Annotated in this window: 13 protein-coding genes and 1 pseudogene; 5 read left to right on the forward strand and 9 right to left on the reverse strand. The window is 69.6% G+C overall.

The genetic code is table 11. The annotated features are described in order from the left end of the window. Positions 1-290 precede the first annotated feature (290 nt). The 7 genes from ACH4YL_RS10570 to ACH4YL_RS10600 all read right to left on the reverse strand — a co-directional run bounded on the left by ACH4YL_RS10570 (position 291) and on the right by ACH4YL_RS10600 (position 10,332). Positions 291-3,614, reverse strand: a complete 3,324-nt coding sequence (locus tag ACH4YL_RS10570) for a type ISP restriction/modification enzyme (protein ID WP_398506763.1) — start codon at positions 3,612-3,614, stop codon at positions 291-293. A 296-nt stretch (positions 3,615-3,910) separates the two neighbouring features. After that, the gene (locus tag ACH4YL_RS10575) at positions 3,911-5,320 is read right to left on the reverse strand and encodes an aldehyde dehydrogenase family protein (RefSeq protein WP_398506764.1); all 1,410 of its coding nucleotides are present in this window, start codon (positions 5,318-5,320) and stop codon (positions 3,911-3,913) included. Then, positions 5,296-7,014: an asparagine synthetase B family protein gene (locus ACH4YL_RS10580; protein WP_398506766.1), complete on the reverse strand. Its 1,719-nt coding sequence runs from the start codon at positions 7,012-7,014 to the stop codon at positions 5,296-5,298. Before ACH4YL_RS10580 ends, ACH4YL_RS10575 begins: the two co-directional genes overlap by 25 nt. Before the next feature lie 59 nt (positions 7,015-7,073). Then, positions 7,074-7,628: a hypothetical protein gene (locus tag ACH4YL_RS10585; RefSeq protein WP_398506768.1), complete on the reverse strand. Its 555-nt coding sequence runs from the start codon at positions 7,626-7,628 to the stop codon at positions 7,074-7,076. Between the two features lie 40 nt (positions 7,629-7,668). Further along, on the reverse strand, positions 7,669-8,496 hold the full coding sequence (locus ACH4YL_RS10590) for a hypothetical protein (protein WP_398506770.1): 828 nt from the start codon (positions 8,494-8,496) through the stop codon (positions 7,669-7,671). A 46-nt stretch (positions 8,497-8,542) separates the two neighbouring features. Continuing rightward, the gene (locus ACH4YL_RS10595) at positions 8,543-9,565 is read right to left on the reverse strand and encodes a hypothetical protein (protein WP_398506771.1); all 1,023 of its coding nucleotides are present in this window, start codon (positions 9,563-9,565) and stop codon (positions 8,543-8,545) included. Continuing rightward, positions 9,562-10,332: a cupin domain-containing protein gene (locus ACH4YL_RS10600; RefSeq protein WP_398506772.1), complete on the reverse strand. Its 771-nt coding sequence runs from the start codon at positions 10,330-10,332 to the stop codon at positions 9,562-9,564. Before ACH4YL_RS10600 ends, ACH4YL_RS10595 begins: the two co-directional genes overlap by 4 nt. Positions 10,333-10,660: 328 nt before the next feature. Here ACH4YL_RS10600 and ACH4YL_RS10605 point away from each other — a divergent pair, with 328 nt between their 5' ends. The 3 genes from ACH4YL_RS10605 to ACH4YL_RS10615 all read left to right on the forward strand — a co-directional run bounded on the left by ACH4YL_RS10605 (position 10,661) and on the right by ACH4YL_RS10615 (position 15,158). Continuing rightward, complete coding sequence (locus ACH4YL_RS10605; RefSeq protein WP_398506774.1) at positions 10,661-12,988, forward strand: AbfB domain-containing protein; 2,328 nt, start codon at positions 10,661-10,663, stop codon at positions 12,986-12,988. Between the two features lie 138 nt (positions 12,989-13,126). Beyond that, positions 13,127-14,281, forward strand: a complete 1,155-nt coding sequence (locus ACH4YL_RS10610) for a S1 family peptidase (RefSeq protein WP_398506775.1) — start codon at positions 13,127-13,129, stop codon at positions 14,279-14,281. Positions 14,282-14,384: 103 nt separating this feature from the next. Further along, positions 14,385-15,158: a methyltransferase domain-containing protein gene (locus ACH4YL_RS10615; RefSeq protein ID WP_398506776.1), complete on the forward strand. Its 774-nt coding sequence runs from the start codon at positions 14,385-14,387 to the stop codon at positions 15,156-15,158. A gap of 19 nt (positions 15,159-15,177) precedes the next feature. Here the strand turns inward: ACH4YL_RS10615 and ACH4YL_RS10620 are convergent. Continuing rightward, positions 15,178-17,570, reverse strand: a pseudogene (locus tag ACH4YL_RS10620) (RICIN domain-containing protein). Positions 17,571-17,699: 129 nt separating this feature from the next. After that, a complete protein-coding gene (locus ACH4YL_RS10625) occupies positions 17,700-20,396 on the reverse strand; it encodes a PA14 domain-containing protein (protein ID WP_398506778.1) in 2,697 nt (898 codons plus the stop codon). Positions 20,397-20,487: 91 nt separating this feature from the next. Here ACH4YL_RS10625 and ACH4YL_RS10630 point away from each other — a divergent pair, with 91 nt between their 5' ends. Continuing rightward, positions 20,488-21,519, forward strand: coding sequence for a LacI family DNA-binding transcriptional regulator (locus ACH4YL_RS10630; protein ID WP_398506780.1), 1,032 nt, complete (start codon positions 20,488-20,490; stop codon positions 21,517-21,519). A gap of 161 nt (positions 21,520-21,680) precedes the next feature. Further along, complete coding sequence (locus ACH4YL_RS10635) at positions 21,681-22,766, forward strand: ABC transporter substrate-binding protein (RefSeq protein WP_398506782.1); 1,086 nt, start codon at positions 21,681-21,683, stop codon at positions 22,764-22,766.

A 22,766-nucleotide genomic window follows, 5' to 3' on the forward strand; every position in this document is an offset into this window, starting at 1 on the left:
GAACTCTCCCCGCTTTGAGGTCGATCACGCGGGCCTCGACAGCGACGGCGGTAGCGGTCCGGTCGAAGGAGACGCCGGCCGCCGAGCAGATACGCGTGACCCTGGCCGGGGACACCCCGGTCTGTCGTGCCACCTCGTTCCGTGCGGCGCCGGGACGGCGAGCAGCAGTGAGAACGGTCTCGCGCTGTTCAGCGGTGAGGGGTGCAGGCATTGGCGTTGATCTCCTCGCGCGCGTAAGCCTTGAACTGGACCGTCCGCGCGGTCATATGGACTGAACTCGCGCCCCGGCCTCATCCGCCGCTGGTGCTCCCTCCATCCGGGTCGAACAGCCCGCCGATCGCCCGCAGTCTCGCCCTGCGAGCCGTCGGGCGTACCGGCAGGACCCCTCCGCTCTTCAGGTCTTCCTGCGTCGTGGTCGGACCGGCCAGGATCTCAGAGAGCAGCTTGGCCTGAGCCGGGGCGAGATCGGTGAGCCGGCGCAGCACGGAGAGCAGCTCGATGAGCTCGCCGGTCCACTCCGGATCCCAGCTGTCGACGTGGATGTCGTCCAGCGGACTGGTCCTCTTGCTGTTCGGCGACGCCTTGCGATAGCCGAACCACTTTTTGACGATCTCCATGCCGCCGACGTCGTACGTCCACACTGCCTCGGGCACCGGACCGAACGCGCCGTCACCGACAAGAAGCGTCTCGGACTCGGGCTCGTACCGGATCCGGGCGGGCAGCACATCACCGATGTGAGTCAGGTACTTCACCTGCCGTGCGTCCCCCGGGGCGAACGTGATGTTCCCAGCCGGGCGTCCGGCGGCCGGGTCAGCGCACCGTTCGCCGAAGGTGGAGATCCACAGGACCTCCCGGCCGAGGGCCACTGCTCTGTCCCAGAGACCGCTGGTCCGGGTGAGGGGCAGGCGCACGCCGGGAGTCAGCAACTCCTCCGTGAAGCGTTCGGTGAAGCCGGAATGCCCGGCAACGGCGAGGGTGTAGGCCGCAAGCTCGTCAGCGCCGACGCTTGCGCGGCCGAGAGCTCGGGCCAGGTACGGCAGGAGGCCGTGGGGAGTGTTGGGGGAGCCATCGGGGTGAAACAACGGCAGGATGCGACCGCCACGGCCGTTGAAGTGATGTGTATCGGGGATCAGTTGTGTCGCCACCACGGCCGGACCAGTGCTGATCTCGTGTGACGACTGTTGGTTGAGGAACAGCTGGCCCTCTTGGAGCGTGGCCCAGAGATCAGGGCGCGGGTAGTCGATGACTCGGTTGTCGGCGATGACGTACTGGCGGTCGAAACTGCGGAGAGCCATGCGTACGAGAGGCGGCGTGGTATGCGTCTCTTCGATGAGACGGCGGGTCGAGGAAGTGATGCCGGGTAACGGCTGTCTCCTGTCCGTGAGCTTGCGGTCGCGTGTCTCTTTGAACAGCTCGGCCTTCTGCCCCCGGTCCGACTCACGGATGAGCCGTGCCCATCTGCGGCGCAGGATCTCAGCGGACGGCGCGCTCACCCATGAGCGGTTCGCCTTGGTTCCCGGGCTCCCCCAAGGAAACAGGTCGTTCAGCTCGGGGAAGTCCTCCCAGCCGGACTCCGTGACCGGAGTCAACGGGCGTGCTCCTTGCGTATGGGTGTCACGCCATTCGCTGTCGTCGAGATGGATCTGCTGGAGCTGGCTGAACTTGTCGGCACGCGTGCCGGTCACGGCCCGGTAGTGGATGTGGGCCCGGTGTTCCGGTCCGCGTTCCATGCCCGCTTTGCGGACGAAGATGTAGATGGCGAGCGGCTGGGCGACTCCGGGAAACACGCGCGTCGCGATGTCGGGCCGCTGGCCTTCGGGTGAGAGATTGATGACCCAGCCCTCGTCGCAGGTGCGCCGCAGGTAATCCCGCATGCCACGGCCGCCGGGTCCGGTGGCCCAACCGGACGGGGTGATGAGACACACCACACCGTGCCGGTCCTCGTCATGGGCGTCGAAGACCTTCCAGGTGGCCCAACGCCAGAAGTACACATACATGTTCTTCAGCACGTGCTCATAGCGGCCGTTTCCCTCGTACCGAAAGGCGTCGAGAATGGGCGGCTCCTTCCCCTCCGGCCGTTTCTCGACCCAGCCACCGCGGCCCTCTGCCTTGTCGTCGTAAGGCGGGTTCGCGGTGAGCGTGGTGATGGGGATGTCGGCCTTGACCCTGTTGGCACGTCTGCGTGAGAGGGAGAGCGCCCCGTAGGTCGAGGCCAGGTACTCCTCCTCTGCGTAAGGATTGTCCAGGGTGTCGGTGACGAACAGGTTGAGCCCGCCCTCGGGCAACGGCACCTTGTACTTCTTCAGCAGGTCCGAGGCGCGTAACTCGGATACGGCGAAAGGCCCCATCTGCAACTCGAAGCCGAACAACCTTGACGCGAGCCGGGAGATGGCGTCACGGGCCATCGCCGGGCCGTGCCGCTCGACGGCCTGCTCGGCGACCCGTTCGATGATCGTGTGGAGGAACGTGCCTGTGCCCATGGCGGGGTCGACGATTCTGATGTCATCCGCCGCGAAGCCCAACTCCTGGTCCAGCCGTGTGCGGAGCACCTCCTCGGTGAGGCGGACCATCTCCGTGACGACCTCGCGAGGCGTGTAGTACGAGCCGCTCTGCTGGCGGAGCGCGGGGTCGTAGACCGTGAGGAAGTTCTCGTAAAGGTGCAGGTAGGCATCCCGGTTGCCGCTCCGGATGGCGGGCCAGTTCACCTCGGCGATCGTGCGGGTCAGTAGGTCGAGGGTGACAGTGAAGCGGGCGTTGACGTTGTCTGTGAGCAGTTGGAGTGCCTTGCCCATGAGGGCGTGGTCGGCGTCGAGATGCCGACCGATCTCGTGGAAGGAGTCCGGTGCGAGTGGAATGTCCTCGGTGCGGGCCAGGAGGAGAGCGAACGTGATGGTCTGCGCGTAGCCGTCAGCGAAGGTGGCATCGTCCGCGGTCGGGAACAGATACCTGCGCCAGTCGTTCTTGAGCCCCGTGAACGGCCGTGCGCGCATGTCGTCGTCCGCAGCGCTCGATCTGTTCTCGGCGGCCAGCTGCTCCAGCACGGCGGCCCGCAGGAGCCGGCACAGCGGGGCAACGTGCTGCACGAGGCGAGCGACCTGTGCGATGGGCCTGGGCTTCCACATCAGGAACTGCTTGAGCAGGATGTCGAAGGCGGCCGGATCACCCATGGCCAGATTGTCGCCCGAACCCTTGAGGGACCCTGAAAAGAGGACCGCGTTCCCGATCTGTCGCCCGTCACGGAAGAGCCGCCACTCCGTCCCGTTGGAGTACAGCAGGTTGGGCAAGTCCCGGAGTTTCTCCCATTGTTCGCGGTTGCTCTTGCCGAAGGTTTCCGGGTCCACGGACAGGCCGGGCCGCTTCAGCTCGATGTAACCGATGATGTCCTGCCCGGCGCGCACCGCGTAGTCCGGCCGCACGCCCAGGTCGGGCAGCCGGTACTCGTCGTGCCAGGTCACCTCGTGCTGTTCATGGTGTTCGCCGACCGCCTGTAGCAGTACTTCCAGGGGGCCACGTATCGCGGCCTCCGGACTGCCTCCACCCGACAGTTTCAGCTTGCACGAGGCGCCGAACCGTGTCACGGCAGAGCGCAGCCAGCTGTACTCGTCTCTGTGCACAGGCCCCCCAGGAAGAGGCCGCTGTAGGTGATGGCCGTCAGCCTCAACTGCACCATTTTTGAGGCTTTATGGCTGGGATGTCAGCAGGGCTGCACGTCTTTTCCGTCGGTATATGCGGCGCAACAGGCGCACACTGCGACACCGCGCTCCCCGCGTGCGCCCAGCTCACAATCCGGCGTCGAGCAAGACGTGGCTCGGTTGCCCCGACCACGAGGCCCATAGCCCGTCGCGGACCCGGGTGCACTCCCTCTTTAGCTGTGCAGTCGATCTTCGGATCGGCCCGCACAGCTGTTTTCTCAGACGGACCGCGCCGTCAGCCGCGCCGTAACCGTCTTCGGCCGCTGATACTCCTGCAACGCCAGCGTGCTCATGTCCGTCCCGTGCCCCGATGCGCCCCGCCCGCCGTGCGGGAGTTCCGCCGTCTGTACGAGGTGGCAGTTCAGCCAGACCTCCCCGGCGTCGATCCGGTCCGCCAGGTCGAGGCCCGTGCTCAGGTCCTGTGTCCAGACGCTGGCCGCGAGCGCCTGAGGGACGCCGTTGGCGAGGGCGATCGCAGAGTCCAGGTCGTCGGCCGACTGGACCGTCAGCAGCGGGCCGAAGACCTCCTCCACGACCGCCGGGTCGTCGTCCGGGAGGTCGGCCAGGACGCGGGCGGGGCGCCAGAAGCCGGACTCCTCGCCGGGGGAGGGGGCGATCTGAGCGGCGGTGTTGCGCTTGGCGGCGGAGGACGTGACCAGCCGGTCGTAGCGGGTGGCCTGGTCCGGGTTGTTGAGCGGGCCGAAGTCGCGGCCGGCCAGGCGTTCGGCCATCGCGGCGGTCAACTCCTCCACCGCCGTCTCGTAGTTGTCCCGGAGAGTGATCACACGCGCGGGGGCCGCGCAGCTCTGGCCCGCGTTGTACGTGCTCGCGCGGGCCAGTTCCGCCCAGGTGTCCGCCGGGGCGTCGGGCAGCACGATCGCGGGCGCGTTGCCGCCGAGTTCGAGGCTGATCCGGCGGGCTCCGGCGCGTGCCGCCACATCGGAGCCGGCGCGGCCGCTGCCGGTGAAGGCCACCATGTCGACGTCGGACTCGACCAGCAGCCTGCCGGTTTCGCGGTCACCCGGGAGCGTCTGGAGGACGGCCGCGCCCAGGGCGTCCGCGGCGTGTTCGGCGAGCAGGGTGAGGGAGTCGGGGGTGGTCTCCGCGGGCTTGGCCACCACCGTGTTGCCCGCGGCCAGCGCGGGCGCGCACCGCCACGCGGCCATCATCAGCGGGTAGTTCCACGGGACGACGACGCCCACGACCCCGATGGGTTCCCAGCGCACCCAGCTCTCGTGCCCGGCCACCAGCCGCCCGGCCGCCGGGGCCGACTGGGCGCGCACCGCGGAGGCGTAGAACCGGAACAGGTCCGCGACCTGCTCGACCTCGCCCGCCGTCTCGGCCTCGGGCTTGCCAGTGCCGGCCCGCTCACGGGCCCCGTACTCGGCGGCGTGCTCCTCGATCAGCGCGGCCAGCCGCTCAAGACGGCGCGACCGGTCCTTGGGGACGAGCCCGCGCCAGCCGGGCAGGGCTGCGCGTGCGGCGGCGACGGCCGAACGCACCTCGTTCTCCCGCGCATTGGGGACGGTTCCGCGTATCCGGCCGGTGCGGGGATCGACGAGCGGGGTGTTCATGACGGTGCAGGCCTCCATGCCGATGAGATTCAGAGTCCGTACGAGCGCAGCCACAGCTCCAGCGTGAGTACGAGCCACAACTTGCCGCCCTGACGCGGCAGCAGCGTGCCTTCGCCGCGCATCCAGGTGCGTACGGTGTCGGGGCGGAACAGCCCCCGCTCCCGCGCGGCCCTGCCCAGCAGCAGATCGCCGCCCAGCTCCCGCAGCGGTCCGCTCAGCCACTGCTGCACCGGCACTCGCATTCCGCTCTTGGGCCGGTCGACGACCGTGGCGGGCAGAAGGTCCCGTACGGCCTCCTTCAGCACCCATTTCTCCACGGTGCCGCGGAGTTTGAGGCCGGGCGGGGTCGCGAAGGCGTGGTCCACGACCCGGCGGTCGAACAGCGGGGCGCGGCCCTGGATGCCCTGGGAGGCGGTCAGGCGCTCGACCTTGGTGAGGATGTGATGGGCGCCCTTGGTCCGCAGATTGCAGTGCAGCAGCTGATTGAGCAGGTACGTCATCCGGTCCGGGCCGGTGAGGTACGGCTCGACGAACCGCTGCGGCGGCGGGGCGTCGTCGAGGGCGCGGAGGGTGTCCGCAGTCAGCAGCTCGGGCAGGTCGGTCCAGCACTTGCGGTACGAGCGCAGATACGCGGTGGCGCGGTCCTCCGCGGACGCGTCGTCGTGCATCGAGTGGACGAGCATCGGGAGGTTCTTCGGCCCGCCGAACACCGGGTCGCCGCCCTCCCCGTTGAGTACGACCGACAGACCGTCGGCCGCCACCGCCTCGGCGAGCATCAGGTTCGGCACCGTGAGCGGGTCGCCCACCGGGCTGTCCAGGAGCGCCGCCGCCTCGGCGAGCCGCGAGGCGACGGCGGCGCCGGAGACGGTCAGCACCCGGTGCCGGGTGTGGCAGTGGGCGGCGACGAGGCCGGAGTAGCCCAGTTCGTTGGGGAGTTCGTCGCCGAAGCTGATGGAGTACGTGTGCACGGGGTGCGCGTGCAGCTTGGCGGCAAGCGCGGTCACGAGCGAGCTGTCGACGCCTCCGGACAGCAGCACGCCGACCGCCTCGGCTTCGGGAAGCCGTCGCGCGGTGGCGTCCTCCAGCAAGGCGCGCAGAGTGAGGACATGGTCCGACTTGTCGGTGAGGTTTTCGCGAGGCTCCCAGTGGACCCGTTCCGTGACGGTGCCGTCCGGCGCGAGCCGCAGCACCCGGCCCGGGAGCACCTCGCGTACGCCGCTCAACAGCGTCTCGTCGCCGGGCAGATAGGCGAAGGTGAGGAACGAACGCACGGCGGACAGGTTCAGTCCGGTGCCGAGTGCGGCCCAGCGGCGCAGTGCGCGCAGGGACGTCGAGGCGGCCCAGCAGCCGTCGGCGCGGGCGTAGAAGAGAGTGCGTGCGCCGACGTGGTCGCGGATCAGAACGAGGTCGGCGCCGTCCAGGACGGCGAGCGCGAACATGCCCTCGGCGCCCTCGATTCCGCTCTCGCCGAGCCGGGCCCAGCAGCGCAGCAGCAGTTCACCGTCCGGGCAGTCGGGCGGCGCTGGGGCGTCGGCGGCGGCGAGGGCGGCGAGCAGTTCGGCGCGGTTGTGCAGGGTGACCTCGCCGACGGCGGTCAGGCCGTGAGCGGTGAAGGGGCCGTCGGCGTGGCCGGGTTCGTCCTCGACCAGCGCGAGGCCCAGCGCGTCGCCCACGGTGGCGCCCATCGCGGCGAGGTGGTCACGGGCCTGCCCGTGGGAGGGCGCGAGGCAGGCGCAGAAACGCGCCATCAACGGCTCCTTTCATGGGTCACTTGTCGGGTGTCACTTATCGGGTGTCGGTGTCCGGGTCAGCCGAAGTCGTCGTCGGTCCAGCCGCCGTCGTCGCCGTCCCAGGACGAATCCCACGAGTCGTCCCCGCCTTGGTCCCCTGAAGGGTCACCCGAGTCGCCCCCGCCCCCGTCGCTCCCGCCGTCCGAGCCGGACGACGAACTCTGTGCCGCCTGCTGTTGGCGCAGTGCCTCTTCCTGCTCCGGCGACAGATACAGCGGCGGGAGCTGGGCGGCGGTGACGGCGAGGCCCGTCACCCCGAGGCCGACGAGGATCGCGCCCATCCGGCCCCCGAACGAGGTCCGGTTGATCATGACGGTCTCGCCACGGCCCCAAACGGTCCGTCCGTAGCCGATGTCCCGGCCGTAGATCACGGTGCCGTCGGCGAGCACGCGCTTGAGGATTTTCATTCCGAGGAGTTCGTCGGTGCCGGAACCGCCCTGGCTGTCGTGCCAGTGCACGACATGGCGGGTTCCACGGCGGCGCCATTCCTGCCGGCCGTCTTCGTAGGCGCGGTGGACGCTGCCGTCGGCGAGCAGCCCGTCCGTGTAGCCGATCTCGCGTGGCCGGTTCATCGTCTGCGGTCCTCGGTTGTCGGGGCCTTGGGAGTCGGGGTCATGCGGTCGGCCAGGTCAGGAAGCCCGCGGTGCGCAGATCGCGCAGTTCGGTCCACACCGAGTGCCGGGGCGGCCGCGGTCCGCGGGTGAGCCGCAGCACCGTGCGCAGCAGTTGTGCCGGAGGAACGGCCGCGACCTGGGTGAACCTGCCCTCCGCCAGCCACGTGACCTCCTGCGGCCGCAGTCCGGCGGGCAGGGGCCCCGTGGGCGGTACCGGGTCGGGCCTGCGCCCGGACACCAGGTGCAGGGCCGCGGCGTGCCGGGGCACGAGCCCGAGCGAGGAGACCCGTACGCCCGGGACCGGCCCGAGCGCGGCTCGTACGTGCGCGGGCAGGGCGATTCCTGCCGCGCCGGCGTCGTGCACTACGTGGACGGTGGCGCCCTCGGCCTGTTCGAGCGCAGCCATGAGACGTGGGGTCGGCGGCAGGTCCTCGGCCGCCAGGACGGGGCAACCCGCTTCCAGGTGTATGTGGTTGGCCAGGAGCATCCGGGCGATGGAGCGGTCCTGGCAGACGAGGAGCCGGGGCAGCCCGTAGTCGTACAGGTCGGGCTCGCGGGGTGCCTCATCTCCTGGCCGGGGCCCGGGTGTCGGCTCCGGCAGCAGCCCGGGTACGGCGTCCCTGCCGAGGGTGTCCAGCGCCCGCGTGAACCGGGAGAGCCGCAGTGGCGGGGCCGGGGTGCGGGGGATGCGGTGGAGGATCGCGGGCGTGGGCCGCAGGACGCGGCAGGTCTCGTAGTACAGCTGGCGCTCGGTGAAGCGGATGCCACCGGGCGCGGCGGCGCGGGTGGCGGCCACGGTGATCGCCCGCTCGAGCGGTCTGGTCATCATGGCCTCCCGCCTCCCGGCGACGATCCGGACGGCTGAGGCCCGGTCATCGCTGCTCCCCGGGCCAGGTCAGGAAGCCGACTGAGGCTGCCCGCCGCCGTTGCGGGTCGGTGGCGGTGGCCACCTGCTCGGCGACCCGGGTGACGGCGGCCCGCAGCCGGGCGGGCGGTACCCCGACGAGCGGGAACGCCCAGCCCTTGGCCAGCCATTTCAGTTCGTCGGCTGTGTATTGACCCGTCGCGGTGAGCTCGGCGATGACGTCCTTGTCCGGCCTGCCGGCCCGGTAGGGCACCGCGCTCTTCAACTTCCTTACGGTGCGCAGCGGGAGCCCTGCGTCGATCACCTGGCGTCCGGGCATGGCCTGGCGGACGCGCCGGACGAGCAGCAACCCGTGCGGGTCCGCGTCGTGCAGGACGATGACGGGTCCGTGACCGCGTACGTCGCGCAGGTCGGCTTCGAGCGTGAGGCCGTAGCGGCCGGGGAGGCCGTCGGCGGCGAGGAAGTTGGCGATGGACAGGTCCGGACACAGCAGTACGGCACCGGAGCCGTCGGCCTTGGCCACGCCGCCGTACCCGGGCGTCGGGTACCGGTCGTCTTCGACCATGCCCGGCGGCAGCGATCCGTAGACGCTTCGCCATTGATTGATCACGCCGGAGCGGAAGGCGTTCCGGTTCATCCGCGGCTTCCCCCGGCCCCAGCCCAGCGCGGACGCGATCACGATGCCGAGGGCGATGAGCAGCAGCACGCCGCCGATGACCGCAAGCGACGGGTCACCGATGATCCCGATGGAACCGAGGACGAGCCCGATGATCAGCGCGATGCCGGCCCGGCCGAGGTGGGACTTGCCCTCGCGCAGCGACTTGCGGGACAGCGCGTACCACAACTGGCCTGGTGTGCACGGCACTTGGCCCTGGTCGGTCAGCTTGGCCATGACCCGGCGTATCCGCAGGTCATTGAGTTTCATCGGGTTGGTCTTCGGGTCCATCGCGTACCTGCGCCGGCATTTGCCGCACACGTTGCCGGTGCGCTCCTTGCGCAGCAGCGACTGCTCGCAGTTCGGGCAGATCACGGGGAGACCTCCAGTGCGCTCGCGGCCCGGCGCAGCCTGGCGGCCAGCCGTTCCCGGACGGTCGTGGTGCCCGTGCCGCGGATGCGCTGGACGTTCTCGATGTCGCGCAGCGCGGCGGCGAGCGTGCGGTAGTCGGTGCCTGGAAGGGTGACCGTGTTCAGCGGTCCGTTGCCGGTGGCAGTGGCAGTGGCAGTGGCGGGCGCGGCGGCGGCCGAGCGGCGCTCCGCCTCCTGGGCGGTGATCGCGTAGTCCTCGTGGTCGATGCCGTAGCCGGTGTTGGCGGCGAGGATGGTCAGCGGCGCGCTGCCCCGGTTGGCGAAGGAGTGGGGCATCATCTCCGGGATACGGATCATCAGCCCGGGCACCAGCGGGACTTCGACGACCTGGCCGCGGGCCGGGTCGTACAGGCCGCACGCCGCATGGCCGAGGCTGAGGACGAAGTGCTCGCCGCCGTGGGCGTGCGGCGTGAAGGCGCTGCGCGGGCCGACGACGCCGAGTTTGACGGTCGCGTTGGACGGCCGCTCGGGCGAGGTGGCGGCGTCGCCGACGAGGTAGTGGGCGAACTGGCCGTCGTCGATGAAGCGGAGGAAGTCGCGTTCGGGGCCTAGTTCCCGGGCGCCGTTGCGGTCGGCCAGGACGATGGAGCCGTCCAGCCCCAGGTGGAACAGCTCGACACCGCCGGGCAGCTTTCCGGCCAGGCGTCGCAGTTGGCGCAGCCCGCCCGGTCCCGTTCTGCCTGGTGTGCCGTCATGGGATATGTCGGACATCGAGCCTCCCCCAGCGCCCGGTTGCGCATAGGCATGGTAAGGCGCTGATCCAGAACCCGGTGAGCCTGCGTGGCGACTCTCGCCCAAGACACCGGTGAATGCTGGGTGAACGGCAGTGGTGTCGCCTCGGCCATCGACGTGAAAGGTCTGGACAAATCCTTGTGCCGATGCTGTCGTATGGTGCGCCGCGAATTTCTAACGTGAGAAAAGCACCGCTCCCAGCGTCACGCAGGTGATGGAGAGAACCGTGCCGAGACTTGCCGCACAACCCGACGCACAACCTGACGCACGACGTGGCGTGTTACGCCGCGCATCCCGTCCGCGCCGTATGCGTCGTCCACGCCGTGCGCATCGTCCGGTCGGCGTCTGGGCCATCGTGGCGGGCCTGATCCTTGCCCTGCTCACGGGTGCCGACACCGCCGCGGCGAGCGTGCCGGCCGCGGACTGGAACCCCAAACCGCCGCCGATGACCACGCCTTGGACCGCCGGCGTCCCGGTGGACAACCCGCTCCCCGAATACCCGCGCCCGCAGCTCACCCGGCCCGACTGGGCCAATCTCAACGGGATCTGGGACTTCGCCGTCACCTCCCGTGACGCCGGCCAGCCTGCCGCGTTCGCCGAACAGATCCGCGTGCCGTTCGTCCCCGAGTCGGCTCTCTCCGGCATCCAGCGCAAGATCACGGAGAACGACAAGCTCTGGTACCGGCGCACCTTCACCGTCCCGCCGGACTGGAACGGCCGCCGCGTCCAGCTCAACTTCGGGGCCTCCGACTGGCAGACCACGGTCTGGGTCAACGGACAGCAGGCCGGGGCCGTGCACCGCGGCGGCTACGACTCCTTCGGCCACGACATCACGCCGCTGCTCAACGGCGGCACGAACACCGTCGTCGTCTCGGCGTACGACCCGACCCAGACCGGCGGCGGCGCGGTCGGCAAGCAGCGCATCAACGACGTCACACCGCATCCCGGCGGCGGCATCTTCTACACCGCCGCCTCCGGCATCTGGCAGACGGTCTGGCTGGAGCCCACTCCCGCCGCGCGCATCACTCGGCTCGACCTGGTCCCGCGGCTGGAGGACCGCACCCTGCGCGTCACCGCGCACGCCGCGGGTGCGACCGGCCAGACCGTCACGGTCACCGTCTCCTCCGGCGGAAGCCCGGTCGGCAGCGCCACCGGACCGGTCGGGAGCCAGCTCTCCGTGGCCCTGCCCGGCGCGCGTCTCTGGACGCCCGAAGACCCGTTCCTCTACGACGTGACCGCCCAGCTCAGCAGTGGTGACAACGTTGGCAGCTACGCCGGTATGCGGTCGATCGCCGTCAAGGACGTCGGCGGCGTCAAACGGCCGGTCCTGAACGGGCAGTTCGTTTTCCAGACCGGCACGTTGGACCAGGGCTACTGGCCCGACGGCATCTACACCGCGCCCACCGACGCAGCGCTCCGATCCGATCTCCAGGCCCACAAGGACCTCGGGTTCAACATGGTGCGCAAGCACATCAAGGTCGAGCCGCAGCGCTGGTTCTACTGGGCCGACCGGCTCGGCCTGCTCGTCTGGCAGGACATGCCCGCGATGGACAGCGGCAAGACGCCCGACGCCGCGGCCCGCGCGCAGTGGGAGAGCGAGTTCCGCGCCGTCGTCGACCAGCACCGCAGCTCCCCGTCGCTGGTGATGTGGGTGGACCAGAACGAGGGCTGGGGCCAGTACGACCAGGCCCGTATCGCGGACGAGATCAAGGCGTACGACCCCTCCCGCCTGGTCGACAACATGAGCGGCGTCAACTGCTGCGGCGCGGTCGACGGCGGCAATGGCGACGTGGTGGACAACCACATCTACGTAGGGCCCGGGAACACGGCGCCGTCGGCCACCCGGGCGGCCGTGCTCGGCGAGTTCGGCGGACTCGGCTTCAAGGTCGCGGGCCACGAGTGGTACCCCGGCGGCGGGTTCAGCTACGAGGACCAGCCGAGCCTGACCGCGCTCAACAACCGGCTCACCGGACTCATCGACACCCTGCGCCTGCACTCGATGCCGGCCGGGCTGTCGGCCTCGGTCTACACCGAGATCACCGATGTCGAGAACGAGGTCAACGGGCTGCTGACGTACGACCGTCAGGTGCTCAAGGTGGACGCGCCGCGGATCAGAAGCGCCAACCAGGCGCTGATCGAGGCCTCCCGGGTGGCGGGTCCGCCGGTGGCGCTGCCCGTCGGCCAGTACCGGTCGCTGCGGGTGACCACGCCCGGCCACACCAACCGCTACGTCCGGCACTTCGACGGCCTCGGCTTCACCGAGGTGGTCGACGCGGCGAGCGGCGCGGTTCTGAAGAGCGACGCCACCTGGAAGATCGTGCCGGGGCTCGCCAACGGAGTCTGCCACTCCTTCGAGTCCCGCAACTATCCCGGCGAGTATCTGCGCCACCGCGGACACCGGATCCGGCGGGAGGCGAACGACGGCTCCGGCCTGTTCCGGGAGGACGCCACCTTCTGCGCGAGCCATACCGGCACAGGCGTACGGCTGTCGGCGGCCAACTTCCCCGGCAGCTATCTGCGGCACATCAACGCCGAGCTCTGGCTCGCCAAACCCGGCGGCCCGAACGCCTGGGACAACCCCGCCTCCTTCACCGAGGACACCACCTGGGCGATCGAAGCCGCCTGGGCGCCCTGATCCGCATCCCCACCGCGCAGGCCGGTGCCCACCCAGCACCGGCCGACGCGCCACATACCTGCTGAGAGCGCTCTCGGCAGCCTGCTCCACCCGTCTGTTCCACCCCCACATCAACGGAACAAAAGAAGGGTTCACCTCGTGAGACGCAAGATCGGAATACGTGCCGCCGTATCCGCACTCCTCGTGCTCGGCGCACTCACCGCCCCCACGGCAACCGCCGCCCCCGCCCCCACTCCCGCTCCCACTGCCAGAGAAACGCTCCAGGCCACGCCCGCCCTGGTGACCGCCATGCAGAAGGACCTGGGCCTGACCGAACAGCAGGCGCGGCAGCGCCTCGCGCAGGAGAAGGCCGCCTTCGCCGTCCAGAGCAAGGCGGAACGCGCCGCCGGAACCTCCTTCGCCGGCACCTGGTTCGACGCGGACAGCGGAAAGCTGACCGTCGCCGTGACCAGCCGTCAGAAAGCCGACGCCGTACGGTCGACCGGCGCGCTCACCCGGGTCGTCACGCACAGCGCCGCACAGCTCGATGCCGTCAAGAAGCGCATCGACAGCCAGTCCGCACCGGCCGGTGTGAGCAGCTGGCATGTCGACCCCAGGGCCAACACGGTCGTGATCAGCGTCGTGGCGGACCAGCGCCAGAACAGCGACGTACGGGCCTTCCTCGACCGCGCCCGCAAGGCCGGACCCGTTCAGGTCGAAACCGTGACCCAGGCCCCGACCACCTTCGCCGCCGGAACGGTCGGCGGCGACCCGTACTACACCGGCAACGTGCGCTGCTCCATCGGCTTCTCGGTGCACGGCGGCTTTGTCACCGCCGGGCACTGCGGCGGAGCGGGCAGCCATGTCCGCGGCTGGGACGGCTCCGCCATGGGCACCTTCCAGGGCTCGTCCTTCCCGGACAACGACTACGCGTATGTGAGCATCGGCTGGGGCTGGTGGACCGTGCCCGTCGTGCTCGGCTGGGGCCAGGTCTCCGACCAGTTGGTGCGCGGCTCGTGGGAGGCCCCGGTCGGCTCCTCGATCTGCCGCTCCGGTTCCACCACGCACTGGCACTGCGGCACGGTGCTCGGCAAGAACGAGACCGTCAACTACAGCCAGGGCTCGGTCCATCAGATGACCAGGACCAACGTCTGCGCCGAAGGCGGCGACTCGGGAGGCTCGTTCATCAGCGGCGACCAGGCCCAGGGCGTGACCTCCGGAGGCTGGGGCAACTGCAGCACGGGCGGCAACACCTGGTTCCAGCCGGTCAATGAGATCCTCGGCCGATACGGACTGACCCTGCACACCGCCTGACCTCGCCACCTCCCCGGCGAGGGCGGGGGCGCGGCTGTCCCACTGTCGTGGCAGCCGCGCCCCCGGTAGCGCCCCGGCCGACCGTGATGTTTGACTCTTGCCCATGTCGACGACCCTTGGTGCCTCCCGGCCCGACCAGGCTGCCTACATGCTCCGAGCCGCTGCCGGCGGGGCCGGACGTGCGTACAAGCAGGAGTTGCTCGATCTGCTGGACGTCCGGCCGGGTCAGACCGTGCTGGACGTGGGATGCGGACCGGGCACCGACCTTCCGGCGCTGGCCGACCGCGTCGGCGCGAGCGGCACGGTGATCGGCGTGGACCGGGACCCGGCCATGCTCGCCGAGGCCCGCCGGCGCACGGACGGCCTGCCTGCGGTGGAGATCCGCGAGGCCGACGCGCATGCCCTCCCGGTCGATCCCGGCACGGCGGACCGGGCCAAGATCGACCGGGTGCTGATGCATGTCGCCGATCCGGCGGCGGTCCTTGCCCAACTGCACCTGGCCACCCGGCCCGGCGCTCTGATCGGTCTCGCCGAACCCGACTGGGACACCCTGGCCGTCGACGCGGAAGATCTCGGCACAAGCCGCGCCTTCACCCGGTACACCACGTCGGACGTGGTCCGTAACGCCACCATCGGCCGGAGCCTCGCCCGCCACGCCGAGCAGGCGGGCTTCGTCGTCGAGACGGTGCTCGCGACGACACCCGTCTTCCGCGACTTCCAGGACGCCGATCACACCCTGGGACTCGGCCGCAATATGCAGCAGGCCATCAAGGACGGTCATATCGACGAGGCGCGCGGCCGCCGCTGGTTCGCCGCGCTCTCCGAAGGGCCGTTCTTCGCCTCCTTCACTCTCGTCAGTGTGATCTGCTCCCGCTGAGGTCCGATTCGGCCGGCGGTCAGACGAACCGCCACAGATGGTCGGCGGTGCCGTTGTCGTCGAACTGCACCACCTGCGCGCTGTTGGCCGTGGACATGCCGTCGACCCCGAGGACCTTTCCGCTGTGCCGGTTGCGGATGCGGTACCAGCCGTCGGCATCCGTGACCAGGGTCCACAGATGGTCGGCGGTGCCGTTGTCCTCGAACTGCACCACGATCGCGCTGTCGGCGGTCGACATGCCGTCGACCCCGAGCACCTTTCCGCTGTGCCCGTTGCGTACGAGGAACCAGCCGTCACCCCTGTCCACGAGTTGCCAGGCGTGGTCGCCGGTACCGGAGTTGTCGAACTGGACCACCCGCGCGCTGTTCGCCGTGGACATCCCGTCGACCGCGAGCACCTTGTTGCTGTGCTTGTTGAGGATGCGGCGGAACGGCGGCTCCGGAATCCAGGCCGTGCCGTTCGGCGCGGCCGTCGGGAACGCGGTGATGCGCAACCGCGCCGCCGCCATGGGAATGAGCGTGACCGTCTCCGCGAGCGCGTCACTGCGGGCCGGGCTCTGCTGAAGCGGTGCGACCACCTGCTCGTTGTCCGCGATCCACTCGTCGATGCGGCGCGCCCGCGCGGTCATGCGGACCGGCGTGGTGTCGTGGGTGAACGGGTTGTCGGGGACGGGCCCGCGCGGGCGGTGGAAGGCGAGTGAACTGCCGGGCACCAGACCGTAGTTCCACGCGGTTGTGGCATGCACCTCGTACTCCGGGAAGTTGTCCGAACCTCCGTGGCGGACGTACTCCTCGCCGATGCGCAGCGAGTACGTCAGTGGGCCGCGGTCGACGCTGACCGAACCGTGGTTGGCCGGCCAGGTGCGTACGGTCGTGCGCTGCGGCAGGCGCAGCGTCACCACATCGCCGTCCGACCAGGTGCGGTGGATCCGTACGAACGCCGGACCGTCCTGAGCGGCCACCGGCCGTCCGTTGACGGCGACGGACGGGCCACGGCACCAGCCCGGGATGCGCAGGTGGAGCGGGAAGGCCGACTGCCTGGGCGTGGCCAGTGTGAAGGTGACCGTGTCGGTGAAGGGGTAGCCCGTGGTTTCGGTGAAGGCCACGGTCGTGCCGCCGGCGACCTGCGCGGTCACCTCGCACGGCGCGTACATCGCGGCGGCGAGACCGCCGTCGGGCGTGGCCAGCCACAGCTCCTCGGTGAAGTACGGCCAGCCCATGCCGTAGTTGTGCGGACAGCAGCGGTACTGGTCCACGCCGGCTGGTACGACTGCATCGCAAAGCCGTTCTGGAACTGACCCTGGGTCTTGCGCGCATTGTCCAGGTCGACGCTGTTCGCGCTGGTGATGTAGTGCACGCCGGCCCCTTGCGGGTCGAGCGAGGCGGGCAGCATGTTGAACGCCAGGTCCTCGCACCTGTCCGCCCACACCGGGTCTCCGGTGATCCGGGTCAGCAGCTCGTGGCTGGCCATGAACTCGACGATTCCGCAGGTCTCGAAGCCCTGCCGCGGATCGCCGAAACCGGGCCGGACATTCTCGTCGCCGCCCAGACCGCCGCCGGGGAACTGGCCGTATGCGCCCATCACTTGTGCATAGTTGCGGTACGCGGCCCGGGTCAGCGCGTCGGCGCCGGTGAACTGCGCGTACTGAGCCGGTTCACGGAAGCCCTGGGCGATGTTGACGTTGTGCGGCGTCGGGATGTTGTCGTTCCAGTTCGCGCCATGGGTGTGCATCTTGGCGGCGAGGTCGAGCAGGAACGGCTCGCCGGTGCGCCGGTACAGCCACAGCGCGATGTCCAGCCCGTCGCCCCAGCGGTAGGAGATCCAGCTGGTGTTGAAGGCGCCCGGGCCCTGTGCGTTCATATAGCGCAGAAAGCGGATCAGGAACGGGACGATGCGGGCGTCCTGCGCGTACTCCTCATGCGTACGCAGGGCCATCAGCAGCGGCAGGAACGGCCAGAAGTCGGGGCCGCCGTTGAGCGAGGTGCGCAGCGAGCGCGGGCCGAAGAAGCCGTCGGCCTGCTGGGTGGCGAGAACGGCGTCGATCCACCGGCGGGCGTTCGCCAGCGCGGCCGCGTCACCGGTGGCGATGGCGAGCGGCACATAGCCGCGCAGCCAGTACGGCACCTCCTCCCAGCCGCCCCGGTCCGGGTGCACCCAGCCGGTGGTGTTGAAGTCGAGGAAGTGAGAGCGCTGTTCGTAGCGGCCGAACAGCCCGCTGAGCTGAAGCCGCAGCTGCCCGGCCAGCCAGCCGCGCGCGGTGACGCTGCCGGGCGGCAGCCTGAGGAAGGCGTCGGAGGCGGGTGCGGCGGCGCGGGGAGCCGCGGAGGCGGTGGTGACGAGAGGTCCGGAGAGGGCGGCGGCGCCGAGGGTGAGCGCGCCGGTCCGCAGGAAGCGGCGACGGTCGAGGGGCATGGAGGTGCTCCTTGCCGGTGGTGGGTGGGGAGCGGGAAGAGGACGGCCCGCCCGCCTCTGGCGGGAGGTGGGCGGGCCGGGGTTTGCCCGTCAGCGGGCGGTCATGAGGCGGCAGTCATGACGTGGCTGTCATGACGTGGTGCAGCTGAGCGTGCCGTTCTCGGCGCCCTTGATCAGCGCCTCGTGAGCGGCCTTGAGCCGGCCGGCGTCGGCCTTGAGCACCTTGCGGTCGTATGTGAGGAGTCCGTTCAACTCGCCCTCCAGATCGGTGATCTGGGTGTAGACCGCGCCGTTGCCGCCCTTGCACGCGGCCAGCTGCTCGACCTCCTTCAGCCGGTCGAGATAGACATCGGTGTACTTGTCCTTGGCGACGCCGACATAGGTGTGCTGGACCGGGAAGGAGTGTCCCGGCACGGCGAGACCGAGGCCGCCGTACTCGCCGCTGACCAGTGCACGTTTCCCGTCGGGAGCGGGCACCTGCGCGCTCGGATAGCCGTGTGCGTCGGCGATGTCGCCGTTGCCGCCGTCCACCGCGCCGCAGCAGTTGAGCCCGCTCATGTTGTTGACCAGACGGCTCGGGTCGAGCGACTTGGCGTAGTCGGCGATCCTGGCCTGGTCGTACTGGCCCCAGCCTTCGTTGAAGGTGACCCACATGACCACCGACGGATGGCTGTCGTGCTGCTCGATCATCTCCGACAGCTCGTGCTCGAACTGGGCCTTCTCGGCGCCGGACCTGGGGCTCCTGGCCATGGAGGGCATGTCCTGCCAGACCAGCAGGCCCAGCTTGTCCGCCCAGTAGAACCAGCGGTCGGGCTCGACCTTGATGTGCTTGCGCACCGAGTTGAAGCCCATCGCCTTGTGCGCCTTGAGGTCGTACGCCAGCGCCTCATCGGTCGGCGGGGTGTGCAGGCCGTCCGGCCAGAAGCCCTGGTCGAGCGTGGCCATCAGATACATTGGCTTGCCGTTGAGGAACGTGCGCTGCTTCCCGTCGAGCGTCCTGACCTCGACCTGGCGCATGCCGAAGTAGCTGCCCACCCTGTCGTTTCCGACGGTCACCTTCAACTGGTACAGATGCGGGTCGGCCGGTGACCACAGGCGCGGCTTCGGCACCGGAACGGACAGCGGGCTGCCGGTGGTTCCGTACGCCCTGCCGACCTCGCGCTTGCCGTCGTACGCGACAGCCGTGACGCGCACCCCGGCCCTGACTCCGCGCACCTCGACGGCCACCTTCTCGCCCGCGACGTCCGGGGTGGTCCTGACGTCCTCGGCGTGGACGGCGGCGACGGGCTCCATCCACACCGTCTGCCAGATGCCCGACGACGGGGTGTACCAGATGCCGCTCGGGTCCAGGCGCTGCTTGCCGACCGGCGGGTTCTCGCCGGCGGCGGAGTCGGTCGGGTCGTACACGCCGACGATCAGTTCCTGTTGGCCGGTTCGCTTCAGGGCGTCGGTGACGTCGACGCTGAAGCGGTCGTAGGCGCCCTTGTGGGTTGTCACCTTCTTGCCGTTGACGTACACCTCGGCCTGCCAGTCCACGGCGTCGAAGTTGAGCTTCAGCCGCTGGCCGCCGCCGACGTGCCAGTCCTTCGGCACGGTGAAGGTGCGGCGGTACCACATCCGGTCCTCGTGGCGCCCGATGCCGGAGAGCTGGGACTCGACGGGGTAGGGCACCAGGATCTTCTCGCCGAGCTGTTTGCCCACCGGCGGCCGCTCGCCGGGACGGGCCGACGCGAACTGCCAGGTGCCGTTGAGGTTCTGCCACGCGTCGCGGGTCAACTGCGGGCGCGGGTACTCGGGAAGGGCGTTGTCCGGACCGACCTGGTCGGCCCACTTGGTGCGCAGCTGGTACGTCGAGTTGATCGGGCCGCTCGTCCAGAATCCGGCGACGGCCTTGCCGTCGGCGCCGGACAGGCCGCCCTGGCCGTCGTAGCGCACATCGGCGGAGCCGCCGTGGCCGCCGACCACCGGCTCGTCGAGCGGGACGATCAGCCGTTTCGGGTTCGCCGGGTCGAGTCTGGCCGCACCGCGCGGCCAGGCGGTGCCGCCGATCTCGATGTCCAGATGCTCGTCCAGGCCGGCCGCGGGAGCGGCCAGCGGGGACGCGAAGTCGAGGCTGAGCGTTCGGCCGTCCTTCTCGACGGCGACGGCGGTCGGGCCGTCGTAGTCGAAGCCGTCGGGCAGCGTGAAGGCGGACTGGGGCACGGCCTTCTTCTCGCCGCCCGGCGGGGTCCAGCGCAGATGCAGGTTGGAGCCGCCGAAGTGCTCGAAGTACTCGACCTTGAAGTCGTAGGCGCGGCCCGCCTCGAGCGAAACGGGCTGGGAGTGCTGCTCGATGTCCCAGTCGTCGACCCAGTGGTCGATGACGAGCGCGCCGTCGACCCAGAGCCGGAAGCCGTTGTCGCCGGAGATCGAGAACACATGGTCGCCGGTCTTCTCCGGCGTGAGCTTTCCGGTCCAGCGGACGCTGGCGTCGTCGGCCTGGCCGGTGCGGGCGCGCAGCCGCGGTTCGAGGTCGTTGAAGTCGAGCGCCGGGTCGACCGCGGTGGCCTTGAGCGTGCCGAAGTCAAAGGCTCCTGGGGCGGACTGGATGTAGTAGTCGCCCTTCAGCCCGTGTGGCGCGGCCGGTTCCACGGCCTCGGCTCTGGTGGCTCCCGGGCCGGTCGTGGTGGCGAAGAGGGCGAAGACGGCGAGCAGGGCGACGGCCCAGCCGTACAGGCCGCGCCACGGACTGGGGGAGGATGTTCGCACGGTACCTCCGAGTGCGGAGAAGCGGGAGCTTGCTCTTACGGAGAAGCAGGTGCTGGCTCTGCCGGTTGTCTCCACCATCTTGTATAACGTTGGAAACAAGGGCAGTTGGCATGACAGCACGCCTCCTGCGCTCTGTCCAGGTGCCTGACGAACAGGGTTGGGGGAGTCGGTGAGGGTGAGTCTCAAGGACGTCGCCGAGCGTGCGGGTGTCTCCATCAAGACCGTCTCGAATGTCGTGAACAACTATCCGCATGTCACTCCGGCGATGCGGACACGCGTGCAGGAGGCCATCGACGAACTCGGCTACCGGCCCAATCTCACCGCCCGCCACCTGCGCAAAGGGCGTACGGGCATCATCGCGCTGGCCCTGCCGGAGCTGGGCAACCCGTACTTCGCCGAGCTCGCCGGCGCGGTCATCGACGCGGCCGCCCGGCACGAGTACACCGTGCTGCTCGATCACACCCAGGGCAGCCGGGAGCAGGAGATCCTCGTATGCCAGGGCTTCAGGTCCCGGGTCATCGACGGACTGATCCTCAGCCCGCTGGAGCTGGAGACCGACGACCTCGCCGCGCGCACGGACGACATTCCGCTGGTGCTGCTCGGCGAGCGCCGCTACGACCTGCCGTACGACCACATCGCGATCGACAACATCTCCGCGGCGCGTGCCGCCGTACGCCATCTGCTCGACCTCGGGCGCCGCCGCATCGCCTTTCTCGGCGCCCGGCAGGACCGCGTCCATCAACCCGCCCACCTGCGCCATCTCGGCTGGCAGGCCGAACTCGCCGCGCAGGGCGTGCCGATCGACGAGAAGCTGGTCGTGGCCAGCAGCGGCTGGGGCCGGGAGGACGGGGCCGCCGCCATGGCCCAGCTGCTCGACTCCGGCATGCTGCCGGACGCCGTGTTCGCGTACAACGACCTGGTCGCGGTGGGTGCGATGCGGGTGATGTCGGAGCGTGGGCTGCGGGTGCCCGAGGACATCGCGGTGGTCGGTTTCGACGACATCACCGAGTCGCGGTTCGGCGCGGTCAGTCTCACCACCATCGCGCCGGACAAGCAGGCCATCGCGCGGCTCGCCGTCGAGTCCCTGGTCGGACAGCTCAACCGCGACCAGGACGCCGAAGCGTCGCGGCCGTCACGGGAGCTCCAGCCCGGGTTCGTCCTCGTGGAGCGGGAGAGCACGCTGGGACGGAGAGGCGACTGAGGGTCCGTCAACTCACCTCCGTGCTGTGCTCGCTGTCGGCGGTGGTCGTCAAATCTCTTGCTGCGCGGGGTGTTTACACGGCTCTTCCAACGATGTAAAAACCTGTCCGGATGAGGTCCACCGCCGACCCCGGTCCTCGGCGCCTTGAGATGGGGAGTCCCATGAAGCCGCACGCCCGTGTCACCGTCACCAAGACCCTGCTCTCCATAGGCCTCGCGGCAAGCCTCACTCTGGCCGCCGGCTGCGCCAAGTCCGAGGACTCCGGCAGCAAGGACAGCGCCGCCGAACAGACCCAGGACAGCGGTCAGAAGGTCGCCGAGGGCGGCGGTGGCGAGAAGTGCGCCATCGACGCCTACGGCGGCAAGAAGCTCGACCTCAAGACCGCCACCGTCGGCTTCTCGCAGTCCGAGAAGGAGGCCAACCCGTTCCGTATCGCCGAGACCGCCTCCATCAAGGCCGAGGCGGGACAGCGCGGCGTCAAACTGCTGACGGCCAATGCCCAGTCGCAGTTCGCCAAGCAGATCAGCGATGTGCAGGACCTGATCTCCAAGGGCGTCGACCTGCTCGTCATAGCGCCGCTCAACTCCGACGGCTGGGAGCCCGTGCTCCAGCAGGCGAGCGCCAAGAAGATCCCGATCGTCACCATCGACCGGAAGATCAACGCCGAGGCGTGCAAGGACTATGTCAGCTTCATCGGCTCCGACTTCACCGAGCAGGGCAAGCGCGCCGCCGACCAGATGATCGAGGCCACCGGCGGCAAGGGCGAGATCGCCATCCTGCTCGGCGCGCCCGGCAACAACGTCACCACCGAGCGCACCAAGGGCTTCAAGGACCAGATCCAGGCGAAGGCCCCCGGACTCAAGGTCGTCTTCGAGCAGACCGGCGAATTCGCCCGCGAGAAGGGCCAGTCGGTCACCGAACAGCTCATCCAGTCCAAGCCCGGCATCACCGGGATCTACGCCGAGAACGACGAGATGGGCCTCGGAGCGGTCAACGCGCTCAAGGGCGCGGGCAAGAAGGCCGGCGACGTCAAGATCGTCACGATCGACGGCACCCGCAACGCGGTCCAGGGCATCGTCGACGGCTGGATCTTCGGAGTCGTCGAGTCCAACCCGCGCTTCGGCCCCCTCGCCTTCCAGACCCTCGACAGCTTCACCAAGGGCGAGGCGGTCGGCGAGAACATCGTCATCCAGGACAGCGAGTACGCGGCGGCCAACGCCAAGTCCGACATCGGCAAGGCGTACTGA

Origin of the sequence: Streptomyces sp. NPDC020681 (genome assembly GCF_044334895.1) — a bacterium.
Lineage (GTDB): Bacteria > Actinomycetota > Actinomycetes > Streptomycetales > Streptomycetaceae > Streptomyces.